The sequence below is a fragment of the Ralstonia mannitolilytica genome, assembly GCF_905397375.1.
In the GTDB taxonomy this organism is placed as follows: Bacteria; Pseudomonadota; Gammaproteobacteria; order Burkholderiales; family Burkholderiaceae; genus Ralstonia; species Ralstonia mannitolilytica.
The window spans coordinates 475,580-501,367 of the sequence record NZ_CAJPVG010000001.1; the positions used below are offsets into that span (position 1 = coordinate 475,580).

Here is a 25,788-nt window from a genome sequence, read left to right on the forward strand (position 1 = left end):
CCAAAGGGGACAAAACCACCAGGAAAAAAACAACGCCTCACGCACTCAACCAATGCTCCGCCTACCAAGCACGCTAGCCCCCGGCAAACCCTTCCCCTTAGGCGCCCACTGGGATGGCCTTGGCATCAACTTCGCTGTCTTCTCGGCCCATGCGAGCAAGATCGAACTCTGTCTGTTCGACCCCACCGGCCGCAAGGAGCTGACCCGCTTCGCCCTGCCCGAATGCACGGACGAGGTCTGGCACGGCTATCTGCCCGGCGTGGAGGCCGGTCTCGTCTACGGCTACCGCGCCTATGGCCCCTGGGAGCCGCATCACGGCCATCGCTTCAATCCGCACAAGCTGCTGCTCGATCCGTACGCGCGCCGGCTGGTGGGCGGCTTGCGCTGGTCCGATGCGCTCTTCGGCTATCGGCTGAACTCCAACCGCGGCGATCTCTCTTTCGACCGCCGCGACAGCGCACCCGCCATGCCCAAGGCCGTGGTGACCGACGAATCGTTCAACTGGGGCAACGACGTGCGGCCGAACACGCCGTGGTCGCGCACGATCATCTACGAAGCGCACGTGCGCGGGGTGTCGATGCTGCGCGACGACCTGCTGCCGCCCGAGCGCGGCACCTTCAGTGCGCTGGGCGACAGCGTGTTCATCGAGCATCTGCAGAAGCTCGGCGTGACGGCCATCGAGCTGCTGCCCATCCATGCGTTCCTGCAGGACCAGTTCCTGGTGGAGCGCGGGCTGCGCAACTACTGGGGCTACAACACGCTGAGCTTCTTCGCGCCCGAGCCGGCCTACCTGTCGACGCCGTCGCTGCACGAGCTGAAGGTGGCGATCCGGCGGCTGCATGCGGCGGGCATCGAGGTGTTTCTCGACGTGGTCTACAACCACACCTGCGAGGGCAACGAGCTGGGGCCGACGCTGTCGTTCCGCGGGCTCGACAACGCGAGCTATTACCGCCTCGTGCCCGGCCAGGAGCGCTACTACATCAACGACACCGGCTGCGGCAATACGCTGAACCTGTCGCACCCGCGCGTGCTGCAGATGGTGATGGACTCGCTGCGCTACTGGGTCAACGCGTTCCACGTGGATGGCTTCCGCTTCGACCTCGGCGTCACGCTCGGGCGCGAGGGCAGCGGGTTCGACCCGGGCGCGGGCTTCTTCGATGCCATCCGCCAGGACCCGGTGCTGTCGACGGTCAAGCTCATTGCCGAGCCGTGGGACGTGGGCCCCGACGGCTACCAGGTCGGCAACCATCCGCCGGGCTTTGCGGAGTGGAATGACCGCTTTCGCGACGGCATCCGCCGTTTCTGGCGCGGCGATTCCGGCCAGCGCCCCGATCTGGCCGCGCGCCTGACCGGCAGCGGCGACCTGTTCGACCGGCGGCACCGCAGGCCGTGGGCGTCGGTCAACTACGTCGCCTCGCACGACGGCTTCACGCTGCGCGACCTCGTCACCTATGCCGAAAAGCACAACGAGGCCAACGGCGAAGACAATCGCGACGGCCACAACGACAACTGCAGCGCCAACTGGGGCACCGAAGGCCCTACCGAGGACGCCGCCATCGTCGAGACGCGCGAACGCGTCATGCGCGCGATGCTCGCCACGGTGTTCTTCTCCAACGGCACGCCGATGCTGCTGGCAGGCGACGAATTCGGCCGCACGCAGGCGGGCAACAACAACGCGTATTGCCAGGACAACCCCGTGTCGTGGCTCGACTGGTCATTGCTGCAGACAGACGCGGGGCAGGCGCTGGCGCGCTATACCACGCGGCTGATCGCGCTGCGCAAGGCCAGCCCCGCCCTGCGCTGGCCCCACTATGTGCACGGCAACACCGAGATCCTGCCCGGCGTGCAGGACATCGCCTGGTTCGACGAACGCGGCCAGATGCTCTCGCCCGAGGCCTGGAACGACAGCGAAGCCCGCGCACTGACGCTGCGCCGCGCCTGCATCGAAACCCTCGACGGCCAAGGCGAGGAACAACGCCCGCACGTGGCGCTGCTGCTCATCAACGGCGCTGCCACCGACCTGACCTTCACGCTGCCGGAACCGGCCATGGACTGGCTGCTGGCCCTCGACAGCGCGGCGCCGGAGCGTGACGCCCGCCCGCACGCCGGCAGCACGCTGCAGGTGGCCGGGCGCAGCGTGGTGCTGCTGCTCGCCACGCAGCTCGCCAGCATCGCGCAGATTGCCGGCCACCCCGAAGCCGACGCCCGTGGCGAAACCGTTGGGCATGTTCCCGAAGCCGGCAGCAGCGCACCGAGCGAAGCGCCGGCGCAGCCGGCCGAAGACGAGCGCACCACGCCCACCGCCGGCAACGCACCCACCGGAGACGCCACACCATGAACGAACCTGCCCCGCGGTTTGCGCACGACATGCCGTTCGGCGCCGCCGTCCTGCCCGACGGCACCACGCGCTTCCGGCTCTGGGCGCCCGATGCGGCCAACGTGTGGATCGACGTCCAGAACATCGACGGCAACGTGGCCTTTCCCATGGAGGCCGAACCCGGCGGCTGGTATGCGGCCGTGGTGCCCGTGGGCGCCGGCACGTGCTACCACTATCGCGTCACCAACCGCGAGGGCGTGACGCTCTCGGTGCCCGACCCGGCCTCGCGCGCGCAGTGGCAGGATCTGCCCGGTCCCAGCCTCGTCGTCGATCCGCAAGGCTACCGCTGGCAGCACCCCGACTGGCAGGGCCGCCCGTGGCATGAAACGGTGCTGTATGAACTGCACGTCGGCGCGCTGGGCGGCTTCAACGGCGTGCGTGCGCGGCTGCCGGAACTTGCGCGGCTGGGCATCACGGCCATCGAGCTGATGCCGGTGGCGGAGTTTCCCGGCGCGCGCAACTGGGGCTACGACGGCGTGCTGCCCTTCGCGCCGGAGGCCAGCTACGGCACGCCGGACGATCTCAAGGCACTGATCGATACCGCGCATGGGCTCGGCATGATGGTCTTCCTCGACGTGGTCTACAACCACTTCGGGCCCGACGGCAACTATCTGCACCACTACGCGCGGCGCTTCTTCCGCGACGACGTCCAGACCCCGTGGGGCGTGGCCATCGATTTCCGCGTGCCCGAGGTGCGCGAATTCTTCATCCAGAACGCGCTGATGTGGCTGATGGAGTATCGCTTCGACGGGCTGCGGCTCGATGCGGTGCACGCCATCACCGAGCGCGACTGGCTGGGCGAGCTGGCCGGCCGCGTCCGGACGGCGACGGAGCCCGGCCGCCATGTGCACCTGGTGCTCGAGAACGAGCACAATGCCGCCTCGCTGCTGCGCGATACCGAGCGCCACGGCGATTTCGAAGCGCAGTGGAACGACGACGGCCACAACGTGCTGCACGTGCTGCTCACCGGCGAGCGCGAAGCGTACTACGCCGCCTACGCCGACGCCCCCGCCCAGCATCTCGCACGCGTGCTGCAGGAAGGCTTCTGCTACCAGGGCGAGCCGTCGCCGATCCACGACAACGTGCCGCGCGGCGAGCCCAGCGCCCATCTGCCGCCCACGGCCTTCGTGCTGTTCCTGCAGAACCACGACCAGATCGGCAACCGCGCCTTCGGCGAGCGCCTGACCCACCTCGCCAACGCCGATGCCCTGCATGCGGCGCAGGTGTTGCTGCTGCTGTGTCCGCAGATCCCGATGCTGTTCATGGGCGAGGAATGGGGCAGCCTGTGCCCGTTCCTGTACTTCACCAGCCACCACGGCACCCTGGCCGAAGCGGTACGGGACGGACGCCGCCGCGAGTTCGCCAAGTTCGCCGCCTTTGCCGACCCGCAGCAGCGCGAGCGCATTCCGGACCCGAACGACGAGCGCACGTATCTTGCGTCGTGCCCCGGCAAGGCCGATGAAAGCCATCCCGAATCGCTGGGCTGGCTCAACCGTACGCGCCAGTTGCTGACGCTGCGCAACGGGCAGATCATTCCGCGCCTGCCCGGCACGCGCGCGCTCGATGCGGTGCCGCTGGGCAAGGCGGGCGCCATCGCACGGTGGCGCCTGGGCGACGGCAGCGTGCTGACAATCGTGCTGAACCTGGCCGACCAGGCCGTCGCCGTGCCGACGGTGCTGGCGGGCAACCCGGCCGATCTGCTGCATGAATCGCGCGAAGGCGCGGCCGCCGCCCTCGCCGGCCATCGCATGCCGGAACGCGCGTGCGTGGCCCTGCTGCAGGCACCGTCGCACAGCTGAACCTGTTCAACGCACCATGGATCGCACCCCCCACGCACCCCGTTCACCGTTCACGCCGCTGCAGCAGCTGGCCAGCGATGCCGGCCTGATGGTCGACTGGGAAGACGCGGCCAGCCGCCCGATGCGCGTGGCCGACGACGTGCTGCGCGCCGTGCTGCAGGCGCTGGGCCTGTCCGCCGGCACACCAGCCGAGGTGGAAGAGAGCCGCGCGCGCCTGCGCGCCGAGACGGACGCGTCCGCCATCCCGCCGCTCGTCACCGGCGTGGTGGGCCAGCCGATCGTTGTGCCCACGTCAGCCGCCCACGCGGCACGACTCGGTGGGCAGACATACCGCATCGATTTCGAGCACGAGGGCCGCACAGAAGGCAAGCTGGGCGTGAGCGCCGACACGCAGCACGCCACGCTGCGGATCGCGCCCGTGCAGGTGGCGGGGTACCACCGCCTGTGCATCGATACCGGGGCCGGCGCCGCCATGGAAGCGACGCTCGCCATTGCGCCGCCACGCTGCTACGGCGTGGCCGACGCGCTCGGGCAGCACGATCGGGCGGCAGACCGGCGGCTGTGGGGCGCCTCCGCCCAGCTCTATGGGCTGCGATGCGGCGGCGAACACGCGGCGTGCAGCGCAGGCCTGGGCGACTACACCGCTGCCGGCACGCTGGCGCGCCATCTCGCCCGGCATGGGGCGGATGCGCTGGCGCTCAGCCCGGTGCATGCGATGTTCACGGCCGACCCGCATCGCTACTCGCCGTATTCGCCGTCGAGCCGCCTGTTCCTGAACGCGTGGATGATCGACCCTGCCGCACTCTTTGGCGAGCAAGCCGTGCGCCAGACGGTGATCGACTGCAACCTCGTCGACGACTACGCCCGCCTGGAAGCCACCCCGCTCATCGACTGGCCGGCCAGCGGACACGCCCGCATGACGGTGCTGCGGGCATTGCATCGGCGCATGCGGCAGCCGGCGTCGGGCGACCATGCCGCACAGGCCCTGCTGGAGGACTACCGCGCGCACTGCGCCGCGGCCGGCCGCAGCCTGCTCGATCATGCGCACTTTGAAACGCTCCACGCGCACCTGGGCCCGGCGCACTGGAAGCAATGGCCCGTGCAATACCAGCACCCGGCGTACCTGGCCGTCGAGTCGTTTGCGCGCCAGCACCAGGAAGCGGTGGATTTCCATCTCTTCCTGCAATGGGCCGCGTCCCGGCAGCTGGCCGCGGCGCAGCGTGCCGCCGAAGAGGCCGGCATGGCCATTGGCCTGATCGCCGATCTGGCCGTGGGCACGGACAGCGCGGGCAGCCACGCGTGGGCCTGCCAGAAGGACTTGCTGATCGGCGTGACGGTTGGTGCGCCGCCGGACGTATTCAATGCGCACGGCCAGGGCTGGGGTCTGACCACGTTCAGCCCGCGCGCGATGCGCTCGCAGGGCTTTGCCGCGTTCATCGACATGCTGCGCGCGGTGATGGCCGTGCCCGGCGGTGTGCGCATCGACCACGTGCTCGGCCTCATGCGGCTGTGGGTGATTCCGGACGGCGCACGCCCGCTCGACGGCGTCTACCTGCGGTATCCGCTGCAAGACCTGCTGCGGCTCGTGGCGCTGGAATCGTGGCGCAACCGCTGCATCGTCATCGGCGAAGACCTGGGCACCGTCCCCGCCGGCCTGAGGGACCAGCTCGCCGACGAGGGCCTGCTCGGCATGCGCATCCTCTGGTTCGAGCGCGACTACACGCGCGAAGACGCACCCTTCCGCGCGCCGGGCACCTGGGCACCGGCATCGGTGGCGATGACGAGCACGCACGACCTTCCGCCGCTGGCCGGCTGGTGGGTCGGCAACGATCTGCGCTGGCAGGGCAAGCTCGGCCTGCTGCCGATCGGCATGAGCGAGCGCGAGGCGAAGGCGCGGCGCATGGAAGACCGCGCGGCGCTGGTGGCCGCGTTTGCGGAATACAACCGCGGGGCTTCCGCCGATGACCGCACGCCCGTGATCGAGGTGGCGCCCTTGCTCGCTGCGCTGGAACAGGCACGCGCGGCCGACGACGACACCGAGGCCGAAACGATCCTCCAGGCCACGGCGCAGGACTTCGTAACGGCCGCCGGCATCTTCACAAGCGCCGCGCCGACGCCGCTGGCCCTCGTTCCGCTGGAAGACCTGCTCGGCCTCGTCGAGCAGCCGAACCTGCCCAGCACGGTGGACACGCATCCCAACTGGCGCCGCCGCCTGCCCGGTCCGCTGGACGCACTGCTGGACGGGCCTGCCGTGCAGGCACGCATGTCGGCGCTGGCAACCGCACGCAACGAGACGCCATGACCACGCCCACCGCAGCGCCGACACCGCAAGCCTTCCCCCGCGCCACCGTGCGGTTGCAATTGCACCAGGGCTTCACGTTCGACGACGCGCGGGCACTGCTCGACGACTTTGCCGCGCTCGGCATCTCGCATCTGTACACGTCGCCCATCACCACCGCGCAGCCGGGCTCGATGCACGGCTACGACGTGACCGACCCGACGCGCGTGAACCCTGAACTCGGCGGTGAAGCCGCGCTCGAGCAACTGGTCGAGGCACTGCATACGCGCGGCATGGGGCTGATCGTCGACATCGTGCCCAACCACATGGGCGTGGGCGGTGCGCACAACGCGTGGTGGCTCGACGTGCTCGAATCGGGGCCCGACAGCGCCTACGCCAACTTCTTCGATATCGACTGGCAACCCGCCAACCCGGCGCTGCGCAACAAGGTGCTCGCGCCCTTCCTCGGCGAGCCCTATGCCGATGCGCTTGCCGGCGGCCGGCTCACGCTCGAGTACGACCGCACCGCCGCGCGGCTGGCGGTGGCGTATTACGACCACCGGTTCCCGATCGCCCTGGATGATTACGCCGCGCTGCTGCGCACCGGCAACGCAGACACCGCCATGCACGCGGTGGCGGATCGCTTTGCCGCCGTCGGCACGCCGCGCTCCGTGCGCACGCGCCGCGAGCGCGCCGAAGAGGCCCGCGAAGCGCTGCGCCACCTTGCCGCCACCGAAGCCGGCGCCGCGCACATCGCCGAAGCGGTGCGCGCGATCAACGCACGGCCCGATCAGCTCGATGCGCTGATGGCGCGCCAGCACTGGCGCCTGAGCTACTGGCGCACCGCCAACGACGAGATCAACTGGCGCCGCTTCTTCGACATCAGCTCGCTGGCCGGCCTGCGCATGGAGCGCCCGGAGGTGTTCGAAGCCACGCATGCGCTGCTGTTCCGGCTCTATCGCCAGGGCTGGATCGACGGCGTGCGCATCGACCACGTGGACGGGCTGGCCGACCCGGCCGCCTATTGCCGGCAACTGCGCCGGCGCCTGGAGGCCGAACACGCCGCCCGCCCTGCCGACCGGCGCACGGGGCAGCCGTGGATCGTCGTCGAGAAGATCCTGGCGCACGACGAAGCCATGCGCACCGACTGGGGCGTGGACGGCACCAGCGGCTACGACTTCATGAACCAGGTCGGCGCGCTGCTGCACGACGCACGCGGCGAACATGCGCTGACCTTGGGCTGGCTCGAATGGATCGACGCACCGCCGTCGGAGGCGCCGTTCTCGGCCACGGCGCTGCGTGCGCGGCGGCAGATCCTGCACGAGCACTTTGCGGCGGAACTCGATGCCGCAGCCACCGCGCTGCACGCCGTGGCGCAGCAGCGGCGCGACAGCCACGACATCACGTGGCATGCGATCCGCCGCGCGCTGGCCGAGCTGGTCATCCATTTTCCGGTGTACCGCACGTATGCGCATGCGCAGGGGCGCGACGCGCAGGACACGGCCATCGTGCGCACCGCCATGGCCGGGGCCGCCGCGCGGCTGCGCCGCGTGGACCAGCCGGTGCTCGATTGGCTCGATGCCTGGCTCGGCGCGCAGCCGGCAGGGCCGGACCGGTTGCGGCAGCTGGCACTGAGGCGGTGCCAGCAGTTGTCATCGCCCGTGGCGGCCAAGGCGGTGGAGGACACGGCCTGCTACCGCTACGGGCGGCTGCTTTCCCGCAACGAGGTCGGCGCAGACCCCGGAGCATTCGCCATGAGCGCGGCTGCCTTCCACGCCGCCATGCAGGTGCGCGCCCACACCTGGCCGCGTGCGATGCTGACCACCGCCACGCATGACCACAAGCGCGGCGAAGACGTGCGGGCACGGCTGGCCGTGCTGTCGGAGCGGCCAGCGCAGTGGCTCGCCGCGGCGCGCCAGTGGCGCAGCGAACACGCGCGGTGGGTGCAGCCCTTGGCCAGCGGCCCGGCGCCTTCGCCCTCCGCGCAATGGATGCTGTACCAGACGCTGGTGGGCGTATGGCCCGCGGCATTGGACTGGCGCGACGCCGATGCCGTCCACACCCTGGCCGAGCGCGTCGCGCTCTGGCAGGAGAAGGCGCAACGCGAAGCCAAGCAGCGCACGGACTGGTTTGCCCCCGATGCCGAGTACGAGGCGGCCAGCCGCGCATTCGTCTTCACGCTGCTCACGGGCGAGGCCGCGGCCACGTTCCTGCCATCGCTCGCCGCGTTCGTGGAGAGCCTGGCGCCCGCCGCGGCCGTCAACGGGCTCGCCCAGACGCTGCTGCGCGCGACCGCGCCCGGCGTGCCCGACCTGTATCAGGGCGCCGACTTCTGGGACACGAGCCTCGTCGATCCCGACAACCGGCGGCCGGTGGATTATGCGGCGCGGCATCGCGCGTTGCGGGCGCTGCATGCGCATGCCGGACACAGCCTCGCCTCGCTGCTCGGCCACTGGACGGACGGCCGCATCAAGCAGGCCGTACTGGCCCGGGCCCTGGCGCTGCGCGCCGCCCTGCCTGCGGTGTTCAGCTCGGGCGACTACCAGCCGCTGGCCGTGACGGGCAGCGGCGCGGAGCACGTGCTGGCATTCGCGCGGCAGCATGAAGGGCAGGCGATCGTCGTGATCGTGCCCCTGCACGCGTCCGCGCTGCTGGGCCACGCCGCCACACCGGCCTTTCCCTCCGGCGCCTGGCGCGACACCACGGTCTGCCTGCCGGCGGCGCTCGCCCACGCCACCCTGCATAGCGCGTTCGACGGCCAGATCCTGCGCACGCCGCGCCTGGCGCTGGGACAGGTGCTGGCGCAGTTGCCGGTCGCCCTGCTGCACACCTGACGCACCACGCCTCTTCACGGGTTAACACCGACTGCGTCGCCCTTTTGCGCGCTCTACAATTCATCTATTCATATATATGACTAGAGCAATGTGTGATGAGCACATCGCTTGCGTCGCCCGGAGGAGACCGCATGTTCGGCTGGTTCAAAGAAATTTCGAAAGGGGAAAAGCGCACCTTCTGGGCGTGCTTCGGCGGCTGGGCGCTCGATGCGCTGGACGTGCAGATGTTCAGCCTCGTCATCCCCACCATCATCGCGGCATGGCACATCGGCAAGGCGGAGGCCGGGCTGGTGTCGGGCGTCACGCTCGTCGCATCTGCACTGGGCGGCTGGATTGCCGGCGCGCTGACCGACCGCTTTGGGCGCGTGCGCACGCTGCAGATCACGGTGCTGTGGTTTTCCATTGCCACGTTTGCCTCGGCATTTGCACAGAACTTTGAGCAGTTCCTGGTGCTCAAGGCCCTGCAGGGCTTCGGCTTCGGCGGCGAATGGGCGGCGGGCGCCGTGCTGATGGCCGAGAGCATCCGCGCCAGCCATCGCGGCAAGGCCATGGGCACCGTACAGAGCGCGTGGGCCGTGGGCTGGGGCGGCGCCGTGCTGCTGTATGCGCTCACGTACTCGCTGGTGGAGCCCGACCTTGCGTGGCGCGTGATGTTTGCGGCGGGCCTGCTGCCGGCGCTGCTCATCATCTACATCCGCCGCGGCGTGCAGGAGCCCGTGCCGGCCGTCAAGCCAAGCGCGAGTGCATCGGACATGCCGGTCTCGCGCTTTCCGCTGCTCGACATCTTCCGTCCGCAGGTGCTGCGCATGACGCTCATCGGCGGGCTGCTCGGCGTGGGCGCGCACGGCGGCTACTACGCGCTGATGACGTGGCTGCCGACGTACCTGAAGACCGAACGCCACCTGTCGGTGCTGGGCACCGGCGGCTACCTGGCGGTCATCATCTTTGCGTTCTGGTGCGGCTGCGTGGCCAGCGCGTGGCTGCTCGACGTCATCGGCCGGCGCGGCAACATCCTGCTGTTCTCGTGCTGCTGCGTGGTCACGGTGCTCGTGTACCTGCTCGTGCCGCTCTCCGATGGCGCCATGCTGGTGCTCGGCTTTCCGCTGGGCTTCTTCGCGGCGGGCATCCCGGCCAGCATGGGCGCGCTGTTCAACGAGCTGTATCCGCACGGCGTGCGCGGCACGGGCGTGGGCTTCTGCTACAACTTCGGCCGCGTCGTGTCGGCCGCGTTCCCGGTGCTGGTGGGCAAGATGAGCGCGTCGATGTCGCTGGGCACGGCCATCGGCATCGACGCAGCCATCGCGTACTCGATCGTCGCGCTGGCGGTGCTGATGCTGCCCGAAACACGCGGCCGCGACCTGGCCGCCGTGACCGCCTGATCCGTCCGTTCCGCTTTGCCATGACGACCCGCACAACACCACACCAGGAGACTCCATGCCATCGCGCCGCACCTTCAACACCGGGTTGCTCGCCATGCTAGGTTCCACTGCCCTTGCGGGCTGCGCAGGCACCGGCATGCGCGAGACCACGCGCATCACGGCCATCGACACACACGCGCACGTGTTCGAGCGCGGCCTGCCGCTGGCCAACGCGCGCCGCTATGCACCTGCGTATGACGCGCCGCTGTCGGCGTATCTTGCGCAGCTCGATGCGCACGGCGTGTCGCACGGTGTGCTGATCCAGCCCAGCTTCCTGGGCACCGACAACAGCTACATGCTGGCCGCCCTCAGGCAGGCCTCGCAGCGGCTGCGCGGCGTGGCGGTCATCGACCCGACCGCGCCTGACACCTTCCTCACGCAGCTGAACGCCGAGGGCATCGTCGGCATCCGGCTGAACCTCATCGGCGCGCCGGACCCGCAGTTGAAATCGCCCGTGTGGCAGGCCGCGCTGGGCCGCCTGCACGCGCTCGGGTGGCACGTCGAACTGCACGTGGAAGCCCGCCGCCTGCCTGCGCTGCTGCAGCCGCTGCTGGAAGCGCAGGTCAATGTGGTGGTGGACCACTTCGGCCGGCCGGACCCGGCGCTCGGCGTGGACGACCCTGGCTTCGCGGCATTGCTCGCCGCCGGCCGCACGCGCCGCGTCTGGGTGAAGATTTCCGGCGCCTACCGGAACGGCGCCAACCCGCGCGGCGAGGCCATCGCACAAGCCGCCATGCCCCGCCTGAAAGACGCGCTGGGCCTGGACCGCCTCGTCTGGGGCAGCGACTGGCCGCACACGCAATTCGAATCGCAGATGGATTACGACAAGGCATGGGCCTTCGCCAGCGTGTTGCTGCCGAGCGCGGCGGACCGCCAACAGGTGTTGGTGGATACGCCGGCGCAGCTGTTCCGCTTCGCCTGAACCCGCGATACCGGCCTTCGCCAACCACGAATTTCGCCGCGCGGACCGCGCTCCTACACTGGCCGCTCCTCGTCCCCACCTCAAGAAAGGAGCCGCCATGCAGCAGCATCGACTCGTCGACCGGCAATTCGGCCAGGTCGCCCAGGCCTACTTCACCAGCGCCGTGCACGCACAGGGCGCCGACCTCGACGCGCTGGCCGCGCTGGCGCAGTCCATCCCGCAGGCCAAGGTGCTCGACCTCGGCTGCGGCGGCGGGCATGTGAGCTTCGCCATGGCACCGCACGTGGCCACGATGGTGGCGGTCGACCTGTCTGAAGCCATGCTGGCCGTGGTGGCCGCCGAAGCCGCACGCCGCGGCCTCCGGCAGTTGCACACGCAAGCCGCGCGCGCGGAGGCGCTGCCGTTCGACGATGCCGCCTTCGACATCGTCGCCACGCGTTTTTCTGCCCACCACTGGTACGACGTGCGCCGCGGGCTGGCCGAGGCGCGGCGCGTGCTCAAACCCGGCGGCAAGCTCGTCGTCGTCGATATCGTCGCGCCGGAGGTACCGCTGCTCGACACGCTGCTGCAGACGGCGGAAGTGCTGCGCGATGCGTCGCACGTACGGGACTACCGCGTCTCGGAATGGCAGGCGATGCTGGCCGAAGCCGGCTTCCATCCGGGCACGCCGCGCACCTGGAAGCTGACGATGGCGTTCGACACCTGGATCGCGCGCATCCGCACGCCGCAGGTGCGCGCCGACGCCATCCGCCACCTGTTGGACCACGCCGCCGACGAGGCACGTGCCTACTTTGCCGTGGCGCCCGATCATTCGTTTGCGATTGACGCAATGATGATCGAGGCCACCTGAGCCGTCTCATCCTTTTTGCCCCCCCTCTTTGGAGGGAGTGCCGCGCGAAGCTCGCGGCGAAGCGCTTTTTCAGGTTTCGCTTAATCCTGAATGAAAAAGAAGTGAAATCGGAACATGTGTGGGCCAGGCGAGATTGCCCTTACCCTTGAAGGTCGTCCGCGCATCGTCGGCAATACCGCCATTGGCCGCGACCAGCTTCCGATTCCATGTACGCACTCCTTCCGGCATTCGTCTCGTCGCTGTTTCTGTTCTACGGCATCTATGTGCTCGGTACGCGCGGCCGCACGCGGGCGAGTCTGGCGTTTTTCGGCATGGCGGTGCTGACCAGCCTGTGGCAAGGCTTGTGGGCGTTTCTGTTTCAGACTGCCGATAGCAGCGTCGCGACCCTGCTCACAAAACTGGGGTGGGTCGCGATCCTGGTCGTGCCGACGGCGTTCTACCATTTCATCGCCGAAATCTCCGAACGCGCCGAAGAGCAGCGGTGGATCGTCGCCTCCTATGCGGTCGATGGCGTGCTGATCGTTTTGCTGCTCACCACGGATTGGGTGATTGCAGGCGTATGGCACTTTCCGTTTGGGTTCTACCCCAAGGCCGGTCCGCTCGAGGCAGTACACATCAGCCAGACCGTGCTGCTCGCGCTGCGCAGTGCATGGCTGCTGTATGCAGCACAACAGCACACCACAGCGGAAAAACGCAAACGATTGTGGGTCTGTTTGCTGGGCCTCGGTCTTTACACGCTTTCTGCCGCCGACTACGCGGTGAACTACGGCTTGATGTTCTACCCGCCGGGTGTACTGTTCATTGCCGCAAGCCTGGGCATCATTGCTGTTGGCGTGGTGAAGTTCGATCTGATGCACCCGTACGCGTTGGCGGCCACGGTAGCGCATGAAGTGCGCACGCCTTTGACGACAATCCGCTTGCAAGCGAGTGAGATCGCCCGCGCGTGGCCTGAGCTGTTCCACGGCTACCAGCTCGCCGTGCACCATGGCCTGTGCAGCGACCGCGAGCCGCTGTCTCCGGCGGTACTGGAACGTGTTTCCAAGCTGGCACAGGCCATCAGCGCGGAGGTGTCGAGCGCCCACAGCGTCATCGAAATGGCATTGGCTTCCGTCACGCTGGAGCGTCTGGACCGGCGTACCTTCAGCGCTCACTCGCTGCGGGAGTGCGTCACCATGGCACTGGAACAGTACCCGTTTCGCCCCGGTGAACGGGAGCGGATCAAAGTCAGCGAGTTTGATCCGAACTGGCGATTCATCGGCTCGGAAACGCTGCTCATGTACGTGCTGTTCAACCTGATCAAGAACGCGCTGCACGCCATCCAGCTCGCACGCAAGGGCCAGATCGTCATCTCCGCGCGGGACGATGGGGACGCTTACGTGCTGGAGGTCCGGGACGACGCAACCGGAATTCCACCAAGGGTGTTGCGCCGCATCTTCGATCCGTTCTTCTCCACCAAGCATCACGGCAAGGGCGCAGGTGTGGGGCTGACCTTCTGCCGCCGCGTCATGCATGCATTTGGCGGCCATATTGAATGTGAGTCCGTGGTCGGGGAATACACGCTGTTCTCCATGCGGTTTCCCCAACCGTCAGTGCATTAGCGCAATTTACGCGACAACGGGCGTGCGCGGCCTCAGTTCATACTCCTTGGCGCGCTCCATGATGTGTGTTGGCAGCCGCTGAATCGTGCGATCCGCACCTGCAATCACAATCTGCTGATAACCCAGCGACACCAGTTGCCCTGCCGACTCGAACCGGAAAAGCAGATAGGCCGAGCACGGCCGGACCTGGAACGTATTCAGGTAGCAATCGATGCGCTGGAACGGGAATGTCTCTTCAACGAACTCCTGGTGCGCTCGCTTGGTAATGAAGATGACGTTCCCTCCCACGAGGTTTGCATCGACACACTCGTAAAACCATCGTTCGCGCGCCACGCCCTGCCACTCGAAATACCGGGCAAAGTACGTGTTTGCGAAGGCGTTGGAATCCTTCAAATACACATCGAACGTGTGGTGAAACGTCAGGTCGGCCGAGAATGCGGCAGATTGCGTGCCCGCGCGCATGTACTGGGAAATCACCGACTCAATCGGATTGCCTGCTGGCATTTGTGTACTCCATGAACGGAAAGCTGCTGGCGGCAGCCGCGCATGTGAAGTCAATCCCTCACATGCATCCATTCTTCCGATGCCAGCATCACTCCGTCACGATCCGATGCAATCGCCTTCCCGGCCGCGTCATTCCCCCCCTGCCACGCTGCGCAGCCCCACCCCTGCCACATCGAGCCGGAACGTATTCCGCCCGCCGCGCTTGGCCGCGTACAGCGCCGCGTCTGCCCGCTCGAACAGCCCATCGAGGCGCTCGGCGTCGGGCGTGAGCGTCACCGCGCCGGCTGACAGCGTCACGTACGGCGCAACCGGCGATGCGGCATGCGGCTGCGCCTGCTCCGCGACCTTTGCGACGGCGCGGGCCACCGCCTGGCGCGCCTCGTCCCGCGTCAGGTCGAAGAGCATGGCGACAAACTCCTCGCCGCCCACGCGCGCGATGAAATCGTCGGGGTGGCGGCACGCCTTGCCCAGCACGTCGGCCACCATGCGCAGGCACTCGTCGCCCTGCAGGTGCCCGTAGGTGTCGTTGTATTGCTTGAAGCAGTCGATGTCGAAGAGCGCCAGCGTGACCGAGCGGCGATTGCGGCGCGCATGTTCGAGCAGGCGCGGGGCCTGCGTCTCGAAGAAGCGGCGGTTGTGCAGATGCGTCAGCGCATCGCGGTTGACGTCGTTCTCGAGCACGCTCAGCTTGGCCTGCGTGCGCTGCAGTTCGCCGCGCAGAGCGTCCTGCGCGCTGGCCATGCCGGCACGCTGCAGTTGTTCGGCCGTCACGTCGCGCAGCAGCAGGAAAACGCCGACGCGCCTGCCCCGCGCGTCGCTCAGGCCATCCAGGGTGATCTCCAGCGTGCGGCCCGCGTCCGGCAGCCAGACCTGGTGACGGTTGGGCACGCGCGTGCGATCGAACTCACGCAGCAGCGCGGGGGTCTCCAGCTCCGCCGGCGGCATCGCGTATAGCCGCGCCGTGGGCAACAGGTGCCGTGCGGCGGCGTTCATGCTGGCGATCGTGCCGTCTGGCGCGAGGACGAGACAGCCATCGCGCATGGCGTCGAGGATCTTGCCGCGCGCATAGGCAGCGGTATCTCGCAGGCGCGGCAGCAGCACCAGGCCGCCCACGAGCGCCGCGCTGGCGGCAAAGGTGGCGGGCGTGAGGTCGCCGCCCAGTGCAACCGTCCAGCGCTGCAGGTAGGCCAGATGCGCAACGAGCGGCAGCAACTGCCCGATCACGAGCGCAAGGCGCACACGCGTGCCGGATGCCCCATGCAGCACCGTCGCGGTGGCGCCGGCAGGAAGCGTCAGCAGCACGAGGCTGGCCGCGAGCAGCGCATAGTTGTACGCCGTGGCGATCCAGAACATCGGCCCATGGTCGAACACGGCGCGCTGCACACCGCCCATGACGACGAACCGCGCATCGAGCCACACGAGGTGGTGCAGCTCATTGGTCGCCACCAGCCCCATGAAGCCGGCGCCTACCAGCAGCGCCAGCACCGAGCCCGCGCGCACGAGCGGCAAGGCGTTCAGTTCTGGCCGCGTCAGCCCGATCACCATGCGCAGCCACGCCGCCGGCACGATCATGATGCCGAGGTAGGCCACCTTGGCCCAGCCCACGCGCGCGGGCATGTCCAACGTGACGACTTCCATGAGCCGTGCGCCGCTCCATAGCGCGGTGCCGAGGACGAGCAGCATGAACGAGGCAACCTCGGCGTCGTCGCGGCGTGACCATGACAGGCCGATCAGCGCGATCGAGACGAGGGCAGCACAAGCCAGTGCGGCGATCAGCATGATCCGCACTCCCCGCGCCCACGGCGATACCGGCGGTAGGCCCGGCCAGCCGGTCGATCCACGTTGCACTCCCCGTTCGGTGTTGTTCTTTTCCCAGGGAATCGATGGCGAAACAGCTCGCCAGATGCCCTGTCAAGCATTATCGGCGGCAAATGTAAAAACTGAAGGGCCAGCCGCATCCCCAGACGCCGCCGTGGTTCACCGCGCATATCGATCTGCCAACGAATTCGTTTGCACGGCCGGGCGTCGGCCCTACGCTTGGACCCCTCAAAATCTTCAGGGGAGTTGTCATGCAGGCAGGCTTTTCAGGGCGGCTGTTGTTGCGGGGACTGACGCGCGCATCCCGGCAGGCGGTGGGCATGGTGATCGGGGCGGCGCTGGCGGTCGCGGTACTGCACGCGCCGGCCGCCCGCGCCGACCGGCTGGACGACATCCGACGCGCGGGCGTGCTGCGCGTGGGCGTGTTCGATGCCAACCCGCCCTTCGGCTATGCCGACGCCAGGACTGGCCAGCCCGTCGGCCTCGATGTCGATTACGCGCAGGAGATCGCCAGGAAGCTGGGCGTGAAGCTGGAACTGCGCGCCACCAACCCGGCCAACCGCGTACCGCTGCTCACCTCGGGCAAGGTCGACATCGTGGCGGCCAACTTCACCATTACGGACGAGCGCAAGAAGCAGATCGATTTCAGCACGCCGTACTTCGCCAGCGGCCTGCAGTTCATCGCGAGGAAGGGTTTCCTCAAGCAACCGGAGGACCTGAAGAAAGACGGCATCCGCCTGGGCGTCGACAAGGGCACCACGCAGGAGACCACGCTGCGCGACGGCTATCCGAACGCCCGCGTGATCGCGTATGACGATTCGCCGCTCGCGCTCACCGCGCTGCGCAGCGGCGCCATCCAGGCGTTTGCGCAGGACGGTGCGAAGCTCGGCGCGCTGCTCGCGACGCTGCCCAACCGCAACGAACTCGAGATCTCGCCGTTCGTGCTGACACGCGAGTACATGGGCATCGGCATTCCCAAAGGCGAAGCGCGGCTGACCGCCACCATCGACCAGATCCTGCTCAGCCTCGAGAAGGACGGCACCGCCGCCCGCATCTACGACCGCTGGTTCGGCCCGAAGAGCGCGGCACCGCTTGCGCGCGACTTCGTCATCGGCAGTACGAAGTGAGCTTGAGCCTGCCAGCCTTCCTCCAGCCCCTGCCGCCGCGTTATCTCGGCTGGATGCTGGAGGGCTTTGGCATGACGCTGCTGGTGTCGGCGGCCGCCATCGCGGGGGGATTGATCATCGGCCTGCTGCTGACGGGGCTGCGGGCCAGCACCCTGCCGTGGCTGCATCTGCCGGCACGCGCGCTGGTGGCCTTCGTGCGCAAGACGCCGCTGCTGGTGCAGTTGTTCTTCTGGTATTTCGGAGCCGCGCAGCTGCTCGGCGAGCACGTGATCGGCGCCATCACGGGCTGGAACGGGATCGCGCTGGGCAATTGGCGGCTGCCTGCGCCATCGTTTGAATTCCTGGCGGGGGCGTTCGGCATTGCGCTGTATGCGGGCGCATTCTTCTCGGAGGAGTTGCGCGCCGGCCTGCGCGCCGTGCCGCAGGGGCAGCGGGAGGCCGCCCTGTCGCTCGGCTTTACGCCGCGCGCCGCCTTCCTGCGCGTGGTGCTGCCGCAGGCGTTGCGCGTGTCGGCCCTGCCGCTGCTCGGGCAGTGCGCCAACACCATCAAGAACACGTCGCTGGCCATGGGCATCGGGCTGGCGGAGCTTTCGTACAGCGCGCGGCAGGTGGAAACCGACACGCTGCTCGCGTTCCAGGCCTTTGCCGTGGCGACGGTGCTGTATGCCGCCGCGATCCTGCTGCTGCAATGGGCGGCGCCGATGCTGCTGCACCGACTCGGATGGGCGCGTGCCTCGGCAACGCCGGCCGGCGCCCCCGCATGACGATCGACGCCGTGCTGCTGCACCTGCGCTACCTGCTGGTGGGCCCGTACCCGAACGGGACACTCGCGGGCGCCGCACTCACCCTCTGGATGGCCTTGTGGGCCTGCCTGGCCGCCACGGCGGCAGGCGTGGGCGCCGCGCTTCTGCTGGACCGGCTCGATGCCGCCCCCGGCCTCGCCTGGCTGGCGCGCCTGCTGCGCGGTCTGCTGGCAACGCTGCGCGCCGTTCCGGTGCTCATGCTGATGTTCTGGGCGTACTTCCTGATCCCGATGGCGCTGGGTGTGGCGGTGCCTGAGACCGCCACGGTGGTCACCGCACTCGCCGCCGTGGGCGCGGCCTACATTGCACAAAGCATGGCAGCCGGGCTGCACGCCGTCGGCACGGGACAGCGCAACGCGGCGCTGGCGCTGGGCATGCGACCGACGCAGGCGCTGCTCACGATCGTGCTGCCGCAGGCGTGGCGCATCATGCTGCCGTCGCTCGCCAACCAGTGGGTGTCGACGGTCAAGGACACGTCGCTGGCCTACATCGTGGGTGTGGTCGAGCTATCCACCGCCGCGAGCCAGGTCAACAGCCGCACGGTAGCCTATCCGGCCGAGGTGTTCGGCGCGGTGGCGATGCTGTACTTCCTGCTGTGCAGCGGCATCGAGGCGCTGCCCAATGGGCTGCGCGCGGACACGGGCAAGGCCGTCGCGCACCGCTCCCCCATGTCGACCTGGCAGCGCTTTTTGCGCTGGCGCGCGCGTCCGGCATCCGACGCCGTCACCTAGGCAACGCCGCTATCTCAGGTTCACAAAACGCCGGTATCATCGAAACATGACCGATACCCGCGCCACTCACCTCTATCCCGCGCAAGACCTGGCCATCTGCACCGATGCCAACACCGCCGTCGAGCGCATCACCGCCATCTACGAACGCTCGGCGCAGGCCGTCCGCGATCGCTTCCACGCATTTGCGCGAGGCGAAGACTGCAGCGAGGCCGCTGCCGCGTGCTACCCGTACCTGGGCATCACCGTCGACCCGAAAACGCTGGTGAGCGATGCGCGCCCGGCGTGGGGCACGGTGGCATATCCGGGCGTCTATGGCACGACGCTCACGCGGCCGGATCTCTTCCGCGATTACTACCGCGTGCAGATCGAGCGCCTGCTGCACTACCACAACAGCCCCGTGGTCGTGGGCGTGAGCAACCGGCCGATTCCGCTGCCCTTCGTGGTGGAGGCCTCCACCGTCGACATCACGCCCGAACAGGCGCGCGCGCTCGGCAGCGCGTTCACGCTGCCCGATCTGTCGATGATCGATGACTCCATCGCCAACGGCACCTACCGGCCGATGGGCGACGAGCCGCAGCCGCTGTCGATGTTCACCGCCGAGCGCGTCGACCTGGCGCTGCAGCGCCTGTACCACTACACCGCCACGCACCCCAAACACTTCCAGCGCTTCGTGCTGTTCACGAACTACCAGCGCTACGTCGATGAATTTGCCGCGCTGGGCCGCAAGCTCATGGAAGACGGCAACGACGAGGGCTACATCCGCTTTGTCGAACCCGGCGACACCGAGCACGACCTCGGCATGCCCGCGCCCGACGACGCGCACCGCATCAAGGGCCTGCCGCAGATGCCGGCCTACCACCTCGTGCGCGAAGACAAGCTGGGCGTGACGCTGGTGAACATCGGCGTGGGCCCGTCCAACGCCAAGACCATCACCGACCACCTGGCCGTGCTGCGTCCGCACTGCTGGATGATGATCGGCCACTGCGGCGGGCTGCGCCGCTCGCAGCAGCTCGGCGATTACGTGCTCGCCCACGCGTATGTGCGCGACGACCACGTGCTCGACCAGGACCTGCCGCCGTGGGTGCCCGTGCCGCCCATCGCAGAGATCCAGGTGGCGCTGCAAGAGGCGGTGGCGCGCATCACTGGGCTCTCGGGCGCCGACATGAAATCGCGCATGCGCACCGGTACGGTCGTGTCCACCGACGACCGCAACTGGGAGCTGAAGTACCAGGCGCTGTACACGCGCTTCAACCAGTCGCGCGCGATCGCCATCGACATGGAAAGCGCCACGATTGCCGCCAACGGCTTCCGCCTGCGCGTGCCCTACGGCACCCTGCTCTGTGTATCGGACAAGCCGCTTCATGGCGAGCTGAAACTGCGCGGCATGGCCAACCTGTTCTACCGCCAGCGCGTGAGCCAGCATCTGGACATCGGCATGGAAGCCGTGCGCCTGCTGCGCGCCACCGGCGTCGAAGCGCTGCACTCGCGCAAGCTGCGCAGCTTCGACGAGCCAGCGTTTCGCTGACCCACCCCCGCCCCTACGAACATGCCGGCACCGCACGCCGCCTCGCAAACGCTGTCACGCAAGAACCCGCAGCGCTGCACGTGGCTTGCCGCGCTCCTGCTGGGCGCTGCCGGTGCGGCCAGCGCGGCCGACCTGTCCACCGCGGACGCCGAACGCTATGCGCAGGGCACCTACCGTGAATACTTCGAGGTGCTCTCCCTGCCCAACGACGCCATCGCGCCGGAGGACATCCGCAAGAACGTCGACTGGCTCGAGCAGGCGTTCCGCAAGCGCGGCTTCACGACACGGCAGCTCGCAAACGACGGCAAGCCGATGCTCTTCGCCGAGCTGCCGAATGCGGACCCCGCGCGCAAGACCGTGCTGTTCTACATGCACCTCGACGGGCAGCCGGTGATTCCCGCGCAGTGGGCGCAGAAGAGCCCGTGGACGCCCGTACTCAAGCGCAAGACGGCGCAGGGCGGCTGGGAAGAGATCGACCCGGCGCAACTGTTCAACGGGCCGCTCGACCCCGAGTGGCGCGTGTTCGGCCGGGCATCCGCCGACGACAAGGGCCCGATCATGATGATGCTGGCCGCCATCGATGCGCTGAAGGCCCAGGGCGCGCAGCCGGCGGTGAACGTCAAGGTCATCCTCGACAGCGAGGAAGAGAAAGGCTCGCCGTCGATCAGCAAGATCATGCAGGCCAACCGTGACCTGCTGCGCTGCGACGCCATCGTCATCCACGATGGCCCGATGCACGCGACCAACCTCCCGACGCTGATCTTCGGCAACCGCGGTGCGGCCGAAGCGCGGCTCACCGTCTACGGCGGCAAGGTGCCGCTGCACAGCGGGCACTACGGCAACTACGCGCCCAACCCGGCGCAGCGCCTGGCAACGCTGCTGGCATCGATGAAGAGCGACGATGGCCGCGTCACCATCCCGGGCTACTACGACCACGTGAAGATCAGCGAGGCCGACCGCCAGATCATGGCGGCCGTGCCGGATGACGAAGCCGCGCTCAACAAGCGCCTGGGCATTGCGCACGCCGACAAGGTCGGCGCCAACTACCAGGAGGCGATGCAGTACCCCTCATTGAACGTGCGCGGCATGGGCGCCGCGGCGGTGGGCGACAAGGTGGCCAACATCGTGCCCGACAAGGCCGTCGCCGAACTCGACCTGCGGACCACACCCGACTCCACCGCAGACTACCTCGGCAAGCTGATCGAGCAGCACATCGTCCGCCAGGGCTATCACCTTGTGAAGAATGCGCCGACGGACGAGGAACGCAGCCGCTATGACAAGCTCGCAAGCTTCTGGTACCAGAGCGAAGGCGCGGACGCCGCCGGCTCGCCAATCGATTCCGCCGTGGGAAAGTGGGCCTATCAGTCGCTGGCGGACACGTTTGGCGCCAAGCCCGCGCCGGTGCGCATCCGCATGATGGGCGGGACGGTGCCCACCGCGGAAATCGTGCGCGTGCTGCAGGTGCCCTTCGCGATCGTTCCGCTGGTGAACGCGGACAACAATCAGCACGCCGCGAATGAAAACCTGCGCATGGGCAACTACGTAAGCGGTGTGCGCACCATCCATGGCCTGATGACGCATCCGCTGTGACGGCAGCGCGCCACGCGGCGCGCCAACGAGGAAGGTGCCGGGCGCACCTCGCAAACGATCCGCCGGGTGCACGCGGCAGGCAGGCGCTACCGGAGATCGCACCCCGTACAAAGAAAACACCCGCCGGGGTGGCGGGCGTTTGCGGTTCCTGGCGCTAGTGCGGCAAGCTGGACAGGCGGTGTTCTGCCAGCAGCACACTCGCGCTCAATGCGAGCTGGGGCGAGATGAAGCCCTCGGGCATCTCGACATCTTCCCAGTCACACACGACATGGCCGGCCCGGCAGACCTGAAAACGCGCCGTCCAACGACGGTCATCGCGCTGCAGCGGATCGATGAAGATGACATGCGCTCCGTGTGTCACTTCCTGAATCGGCATGGTGTTTCCCCCGCTCATGATTGTTGAGCATTCACCATAGCAAAGGCATGTGACATAAATCTGTCCGCCGCCCACCTACAAATGGGTGAGGCCGGGTGATGCATCGAGCGTAGGCCGCTCAGCCGACCAGCGGATCAGGCCGCGCAGACGAGCGCGTACCGGGCAGCGGGTGGTTGCCGGGCCCGTAATACGTGAACACCGCCGAGAACTTGACCTGCCCCGTCTGGTTCGCGCGTGCAGCGTGGAAGGTGTTGCAATGAAAGAGCAGCACGTCTCCCGGCAGAAGGGGCACCGGGCGGGCGGTGTCGATGAGCTCCCGATTCTCCGGCAAGTCCTGGCGCAGGAACAGTTTTTCGTCGAAACGCTCGGCGGGCAGGTTCAGCGTGTGGCTGCCCGGGATCACCCAGAGGCAGCCGTTGTCGACCGTTTCTTCCACCAGCGCCAGCCACGACGACACCAGCTCGTTGCGTGCAAACGACCAGTAGCGGCTGTCACGATGCCAGTGCGTGGCCGTGCCGAATGCCGGATGCTTGGTCATCACGCAGTTGTGATGCGCGAGCGAAAGATGCACGGGGCTTCCAATCAGCTGCGCAATCGCGCCGGCCACGCGCCGGTCGCGGGCCCACTCGGTGTAGGGCGTGCCCCGTGAATCGGCATCGAGCAGGCGGCGCACGGTCTGGCCGCCTTCGGCTTCGCGCGAAGCGGGCGCGCCGGCATAGCCGACATCGGTTTCCAGCTCCAACGGGGGCACCGCGTTGGCCAGCGCCTCCTGGGCCGCCGCGAGCAAGGCCGCGCATTCCTGCTGGCTCGCAAGACCGCGCAGCACGACGTAGCCGTGTTTCTGGAAGAAGGCTTGCTGCTCGTCGGAGAGCGGTTGTGGATGGGAAGTCGTGGAAGCGGGCGCGGTCATGGCGAGACGAACGTACGAATACGGCAATCGATATGCGGCGAAAGATGGTGAGTGTAGCGCGCCACCCCGTCGCTTGCAGGCCGGCCGCGGTACCAGACCGCGCGCGGCCTGCGCAGGATCAAACCAGCTTCAGTCCACTTCCAGTGCTGTCACCGTCAGCACGCCGTTGATCTTCTCGGCGACAAAGCGGACCTTGCTGCCCGGCCGCACCTTGGACAGCATGACCGGGTCCTGCACGCGGAAGACCATCGTCATGGGCTCCATGCCGAGGTTCACGAGCGGGCCATGCTGGATGGTCAGCTTGCCGGCAGCAGCATCGACCTTCCTGATTTCGCCTTCGGACATGGGTACGGCCGTCGTGGCCGCGGGCGCGGAAGCGGAAGCGGCATCCTCGGCTGCGTGAACGAACGGCGCGCCGAGGAGCAGCGCGGCCAGCATCAGGGCATAACGAATCATGTCGGCCTCTTTGTCGAATGAAGGGGTTGGAGAGATCAGGACTGGCGGCCGCGCACGCGCACGGCGCCGCGCATACCGGCCTCGAAATGGCCGGGCTGCAGACAGCCAAACTCGACCGAGCCGGGGCGCGTGAAGTGCCACACGATTTCGCCGCGCTGGCCTGGGTCTACGGTGACGGCGTTGGCGTCGGCATGCTCCATCTCGGGGTGCCGACGCATCTGCTCGGCGTGGGCGACGAGGTCGGCCGGCGTGCCCAGCGTCATCTCGTGCCGTACCTGGCCGCTGTTGACGACTTCGAAGCGGATGGTCTCGCCGCGCTCCACGGTAATCCGCGCGGGCGTGAAGCGCATGGTGTCGGTCATGTCGACGCGCACCGTGCGCGTGATGCGGGCGGCGTCGCCGGGTTCACCGATGGCGGCATCGCCATGGTCATGCCCGTCGACGTGAGCGCCAGATGCGTGCGCGATGGCGGCCATCGACATCAGCGCGGCCAGGAAGGTGGAACGGATCAGATTGCGTTGCATGTTTGGTCTCGGTCTACGTTTTGTATGGGGTGTGGATTCAGGATCGATCAGTCGTCGATGCCGGTGCCGGTGTATTCGTAGGCGACGGTGCCCTTCGGGTGCTTGTACCAACCGGGGTCGGCATAGCTGTTGCGCGGCAGATCGCGGCGCACCTTCATCACGGTGAACATGCCGCCCATTTCGATGGCGCCGAACGGGCCCTGCCCCGTCATCATGGGCAGCGTGTTGTCGGGCAGCGGCATTTCCATCTCGCCCATGTCGGCCATGCCGGCCTGGCCCATGCCCATGTAGTCGGGCACCAGCGCGTTCATCTTCTTGGCGAGGTCTTTCTGCTGCACGCCGATCATGGTCGGCACGTTGTGTCCCATCGCGTTCATCGTGTGGTGCGACTTGTGGCAGTGGAAGGCCCAGTCGCCGGGGTTGTCGGCAATGAACTCGATGGCGCGCATCTGGCCCACGGCAATGTCCGTCGTCACCTCCGGCCAGCGCGCGCTTGGCTGGACCCAGCCGCCATCGGTGCCCGCCACTTCGAACGTATGGCCGTGCAGATGCATCGGGTGGTTCGTCATGGTGAGGTTGCCCATGCGGATGCGCACGCGGTCGCCCAGACGCACGGGCAACGGGTCGATGCCGGGAAAGACGCGGCTGTTCCACGTCCACATGTTGAAGTTGGTCATCTCGGCCACGCGCGGGGTGTAGGAGCCGGGGTCGATGTCGTACGCGGCGAGCAGGAAGACGAAGTCGCGGTCGACGCGATGCTGCGCCGGGTCTTTCGGATGCACGACGATAAAGCCCATCATGCCCATCGCCATCTGCACCATCTCGTCGGAATGCGGGTGGTACATGAAGGTGCCGGACTTCTTCATCTCGAACTCGTAGACGAAGGTCTTGCCGGTTGGAATGTGCGGCTGCGACAGGCCGCCCACGCCGTCCATGCCGGCGGGCAGGATCATGCCGTGCCAGTGCACCGTGGTGTGCTCGGGCAGCTTGTTGGTCACGAAGATGCGCACGCGATCGCCTTCCACGCATTCGATCGTCGGGCCAGGGCTCTGGCCGTTGTAGCCCCAGAGATGGCCCGTCATACCGGGTGCGAATTCGCGCTCGACGGGCTCGGCCACGAGGTGGAACTCCTTCCAGCCACCGCGCATGCGCCACGGCAGCGTCCAGCCGTTGAGCGTGACGACGGGGTTGTACGGCCGGCCGGTGGGCGGCGCAAGCGGCGGCTGCGTGGCGGGCTTCGATTGCAGCGGTGCTTCGGGCAGCGAGGCCGCGCCGGCGCGCGAGACCATCGCTGCGCCGAGCATGGCCGCGCCCGTGCCACCGAGAAATTGACGTCGGGAAACCATGT

Annotated in this window: 20 protein-coding genes; 13 read left to right on the forward strand and 7 right to left on the reverse strand. The window is 67.9% G+C overall.

The annotated features are described in order from the left end of the window. Nucleotides 1–52 precede the first annotated feature (52 nt). The 8 genes from glgX to KHN96_RS02080 all read left to right on the forward strand — a co-directional run bounded on the left by glgX (nt 53) and on the right by KHN96_RS02080 (nt 14,076). A complete protein-coding gene (gene glgX, locus KHN96_RS02045; protein ID WP_062738753.1) occupies nt 53–2,338 on the forward strand; it encodes a glycogen debranching protein GlgX in 2,286 nt (761 codons plus the stop codon). Then, nucleotides 2,335–4,176 (forward strand): malto-oligosyltrehalose trehalohydrolase, encoded by a 1,842-nt coding sequence (gene treZ, locus KHN96_RS02050; protein WP_062738752.1) that lies wholly within the window; start codon nt 2,335–2,337, stop codon nt 4,174–4,176. Before glgX ends, treZ begins: the two co-directional genes overlap by 4 nt. Nucleotides 4,177–4,192: 16 nt before the next feature. Further along, nucleotides 4,193–6,478: a 4-alpha-glucanotransferase gene (malQ, locus tag KHN96_RS02055; protein ID WP_045219409.1), complete on the forward strand. Its 2,286-nt coding sequence runs from the start codon at nt 4,193–4,195 to the stop codon at nt 6,476–6,478. Next, complete coding sequence (gene treY, locus KHN96_RS02060) at nt 6,475–9,288, forward strand: malto-oligosyltrehalose synthase (RefSeq protein WP_062738751.1); 2,814 nt, start codon at nt 6,475–6,477, stop codon at nt 9,286–9,288. Before malQ ends, treY begins: the two co-directional genes overlap by 4 nt. Before the next feature lie 131 nt (nt 9,289–9,419). Then, nucleotides 9,420–10,667 carry an MFS transporter gene (locus KHN96_RS02065; RefSeq protein WP_045219404.1) on the forward strand — a complete coding sequence of 416 codons (1,248 nt, stop codon included), beginning with the start codon at nt 9,420–9,422 and terminating at the stop codon, nt 10,665–10,667. A gap of 55 nt (nt 10,668–10,722) precedes the next feature. After that, a complete protein-coding gene (locus KHN96_RS02070) occupies nt 10,723–11,628 on the forward strand; it encodes an amidohydrolase family protein (protein WP_062738750.1) in 906 nt (301 codons plus the stop codon). A gap of 97 nt (nt 11,629–11,725) precedes the next feature. After that, nucleotides 11,726–12,478 carry a class I SAM-dependent methyltransferase gene (locus KHN96_RS02075; protein ID WP_062738749.1) on the forward strand — a complete coding sequence of 251 codons (753 nt, stop codon included), beginning with the start codon at nt 11,726–11,728 and terminating at the stop codon, nt 12,476–12,478. A 206-nt stretch (nt 12,479–12,684) separates the two neighbouring features. Continuing rightward, the gene (locus tag KHN96_RS02080) at nt 12,685–14,076 is read left to right on the forward strand and encodes a sensor histidine kinase (protein ID WP_045219397.1); all 1,392 of its coding nucleotides are present in this window, start codon (nt 12,685–12,687) and stop codon (nt 14,074–14,076) included. Between the two features lie 6 nt (nt 14,077–14,082). On the opposite strand, the gene KHN96_RS02085 is transcribed toward KHN96_RS02080, so the two are convergent. Beyond that, complete coding sequence (locus KHN96_RS02085; RefSeq protein WP_082062937.1) at nt 14,083–14,538, reverse strand: acyl-CoA thioesterase; 456 nt, start codon at nt 14,536–14,538, stop codon at nt 14,083–14,085. 171 nt (nt 14,539–14,709) lie between these two features. Further along, nucleotides 14,710–16,359 carry a diguanylate cyclase domain-containing protein gene (locus tag KHN96_RS02090; protein ID WP_062738748.1) on the reverse strand — a complete coding sequence of 550 codons (1,650 nt, stop codon included), beginning with the start codon at nt 16,357–16,359 and terminating at the stop codon, nt 14,710–14,712. Between the two features lie 290 nt (nt 16,360–16,649). Between KHN96_RS02090 and KHN96_RS02095 the strand changes: the two genes are divergently transcribed. From KHN96_RS02095 to KHN96_RS02115, 5 genes are read left to right on the forward strand one after another with little or no spacing between them, the layout of a single operon-like run. Continuing rightward, on the forward strand, nt 16,650–17,525 hold the full coding sequence (locus KHN96_RS02095; RefSeq protein WP_062738747.1) for an ABC transporter substrate-binding protein: 876 nt from the start codon (nt 16,650–16,652) through the stop codon (nt 17,523–17,525). A 53-nt stretch (nt 17,526–17,578) separates the two neighbouring features. Further along, the gene (locus KHN96_RS02100) at nt 17,579–18,289 is read left to right on the forward strand and encodes an amino acid ABC transporter permease (protein ID WP_082062936.1); all 711 of its coding nucleotides are present in this window, start codon (nt 17,579–17,581) and stop codon (nt 18,287–18,289) included. Next, entirely contained in the window at nt 18,286–19,059 is a 774-nt protein-coding gene (locus KHN96_RS02105; RefSeq protein ID WP_062738957.1) for an ABC transporter permease subunit, read from the forward strand. Before KHN96_RS02100 ends, KHN96_RS02105 begins: the two co-directional genes overlap by 4 nt. Before the next feature lie 46 nt (nt 19,060–19,105). Further along, nucleotides 19,106–20,584, forward strand: coding sequence for an AMP nucleosidase (locus KHN96_RS02110; RefSeq protein WP_045219389.1), 1,479 nt, complete (start codon nt 19,106–19,108; stop codon nt 20,582–20,584). A gap of 21 nt (nt 20,585–20,605) precedes the next feature. After that, the gene (locus tag KHN96_RS02115) at nt 20,606–22,174 is read left to right on the forward strand and encodes a M20/M25/M40 family metallo-hydrolase (RefSeq protein ID WP_082062914.1); all 1,569 of its coding nucleotides are present in this window, start codon (nt 20,606–20,608) and stop codon (nt 22,172–22,174) included. Between the two features lie 154 nt (nt 22,175–22,328). Here the strand turns inward: KHN96_RS02115 and KHN96_RS02120 are convergent, their stop codons facing one another. From KHN96_RS02120 to KHN96_RS02140, 5 genes are all read right to left on the reverse strand, one after another. Then, a complete protein-coding gene (locus KHN96_RS02120) occupies nt 22,329–22,550 on the reverse strand; it encodes a hypothetical protein (RefSeq protein ID WP_045219387.1) in 222 nt (73 codons plus the stop codon). A gap of 118 nt (nt 22,551–22,668) precedes the next feature. Beyond that, nucleotides 22,669–23,460, reverse strand: a complete 792-nt coding sequence (locus KHN96_RS02125; RefSeq protein ID WP_045220397.1) for a phytanoyl-CoA dioxygenase family protein — start codon at nt 23,458–23,460, stop codon at nt 22,669–22,671. A 129-nt stretch (nt 23,461–23,589) separates the two neighbouring features. Then, a complete protein-coding gene (locus KHN96_RS02130; RefSeq protein WP_062738746.1) occupies nt 23,590–23,916 on the reverse strand; it encodes a copper-binding protein in 327 nt (108 codons plus the stop codon). Nucleotides 23,917–23,951: 35 nt separating this feature from the next. After that, entirely contained in the window at nt 23,952–24,440 is a 489-nt protein-coding gene (locus KHN96_RS02135; protein ID WP_062738745.1) for a cupredoxin domain-containing protein, read from the reverse strand. Nucleotides 24,441–24,487: 47 nt separating this feature from the next. Further along, nucleotides 24,488–25,786, reverse strand: a complete 1,299-nt coding sequence (locus tag KHN96_RS02140) for a copper oxidase (RefSeq protein WP_062738744.1) — start codon at nt 25,784–25,786, stop codon at nt 24,488–24,490. Between the last annotated feature and the right edge of the window lie 2 nt (nt 25,787–25,788).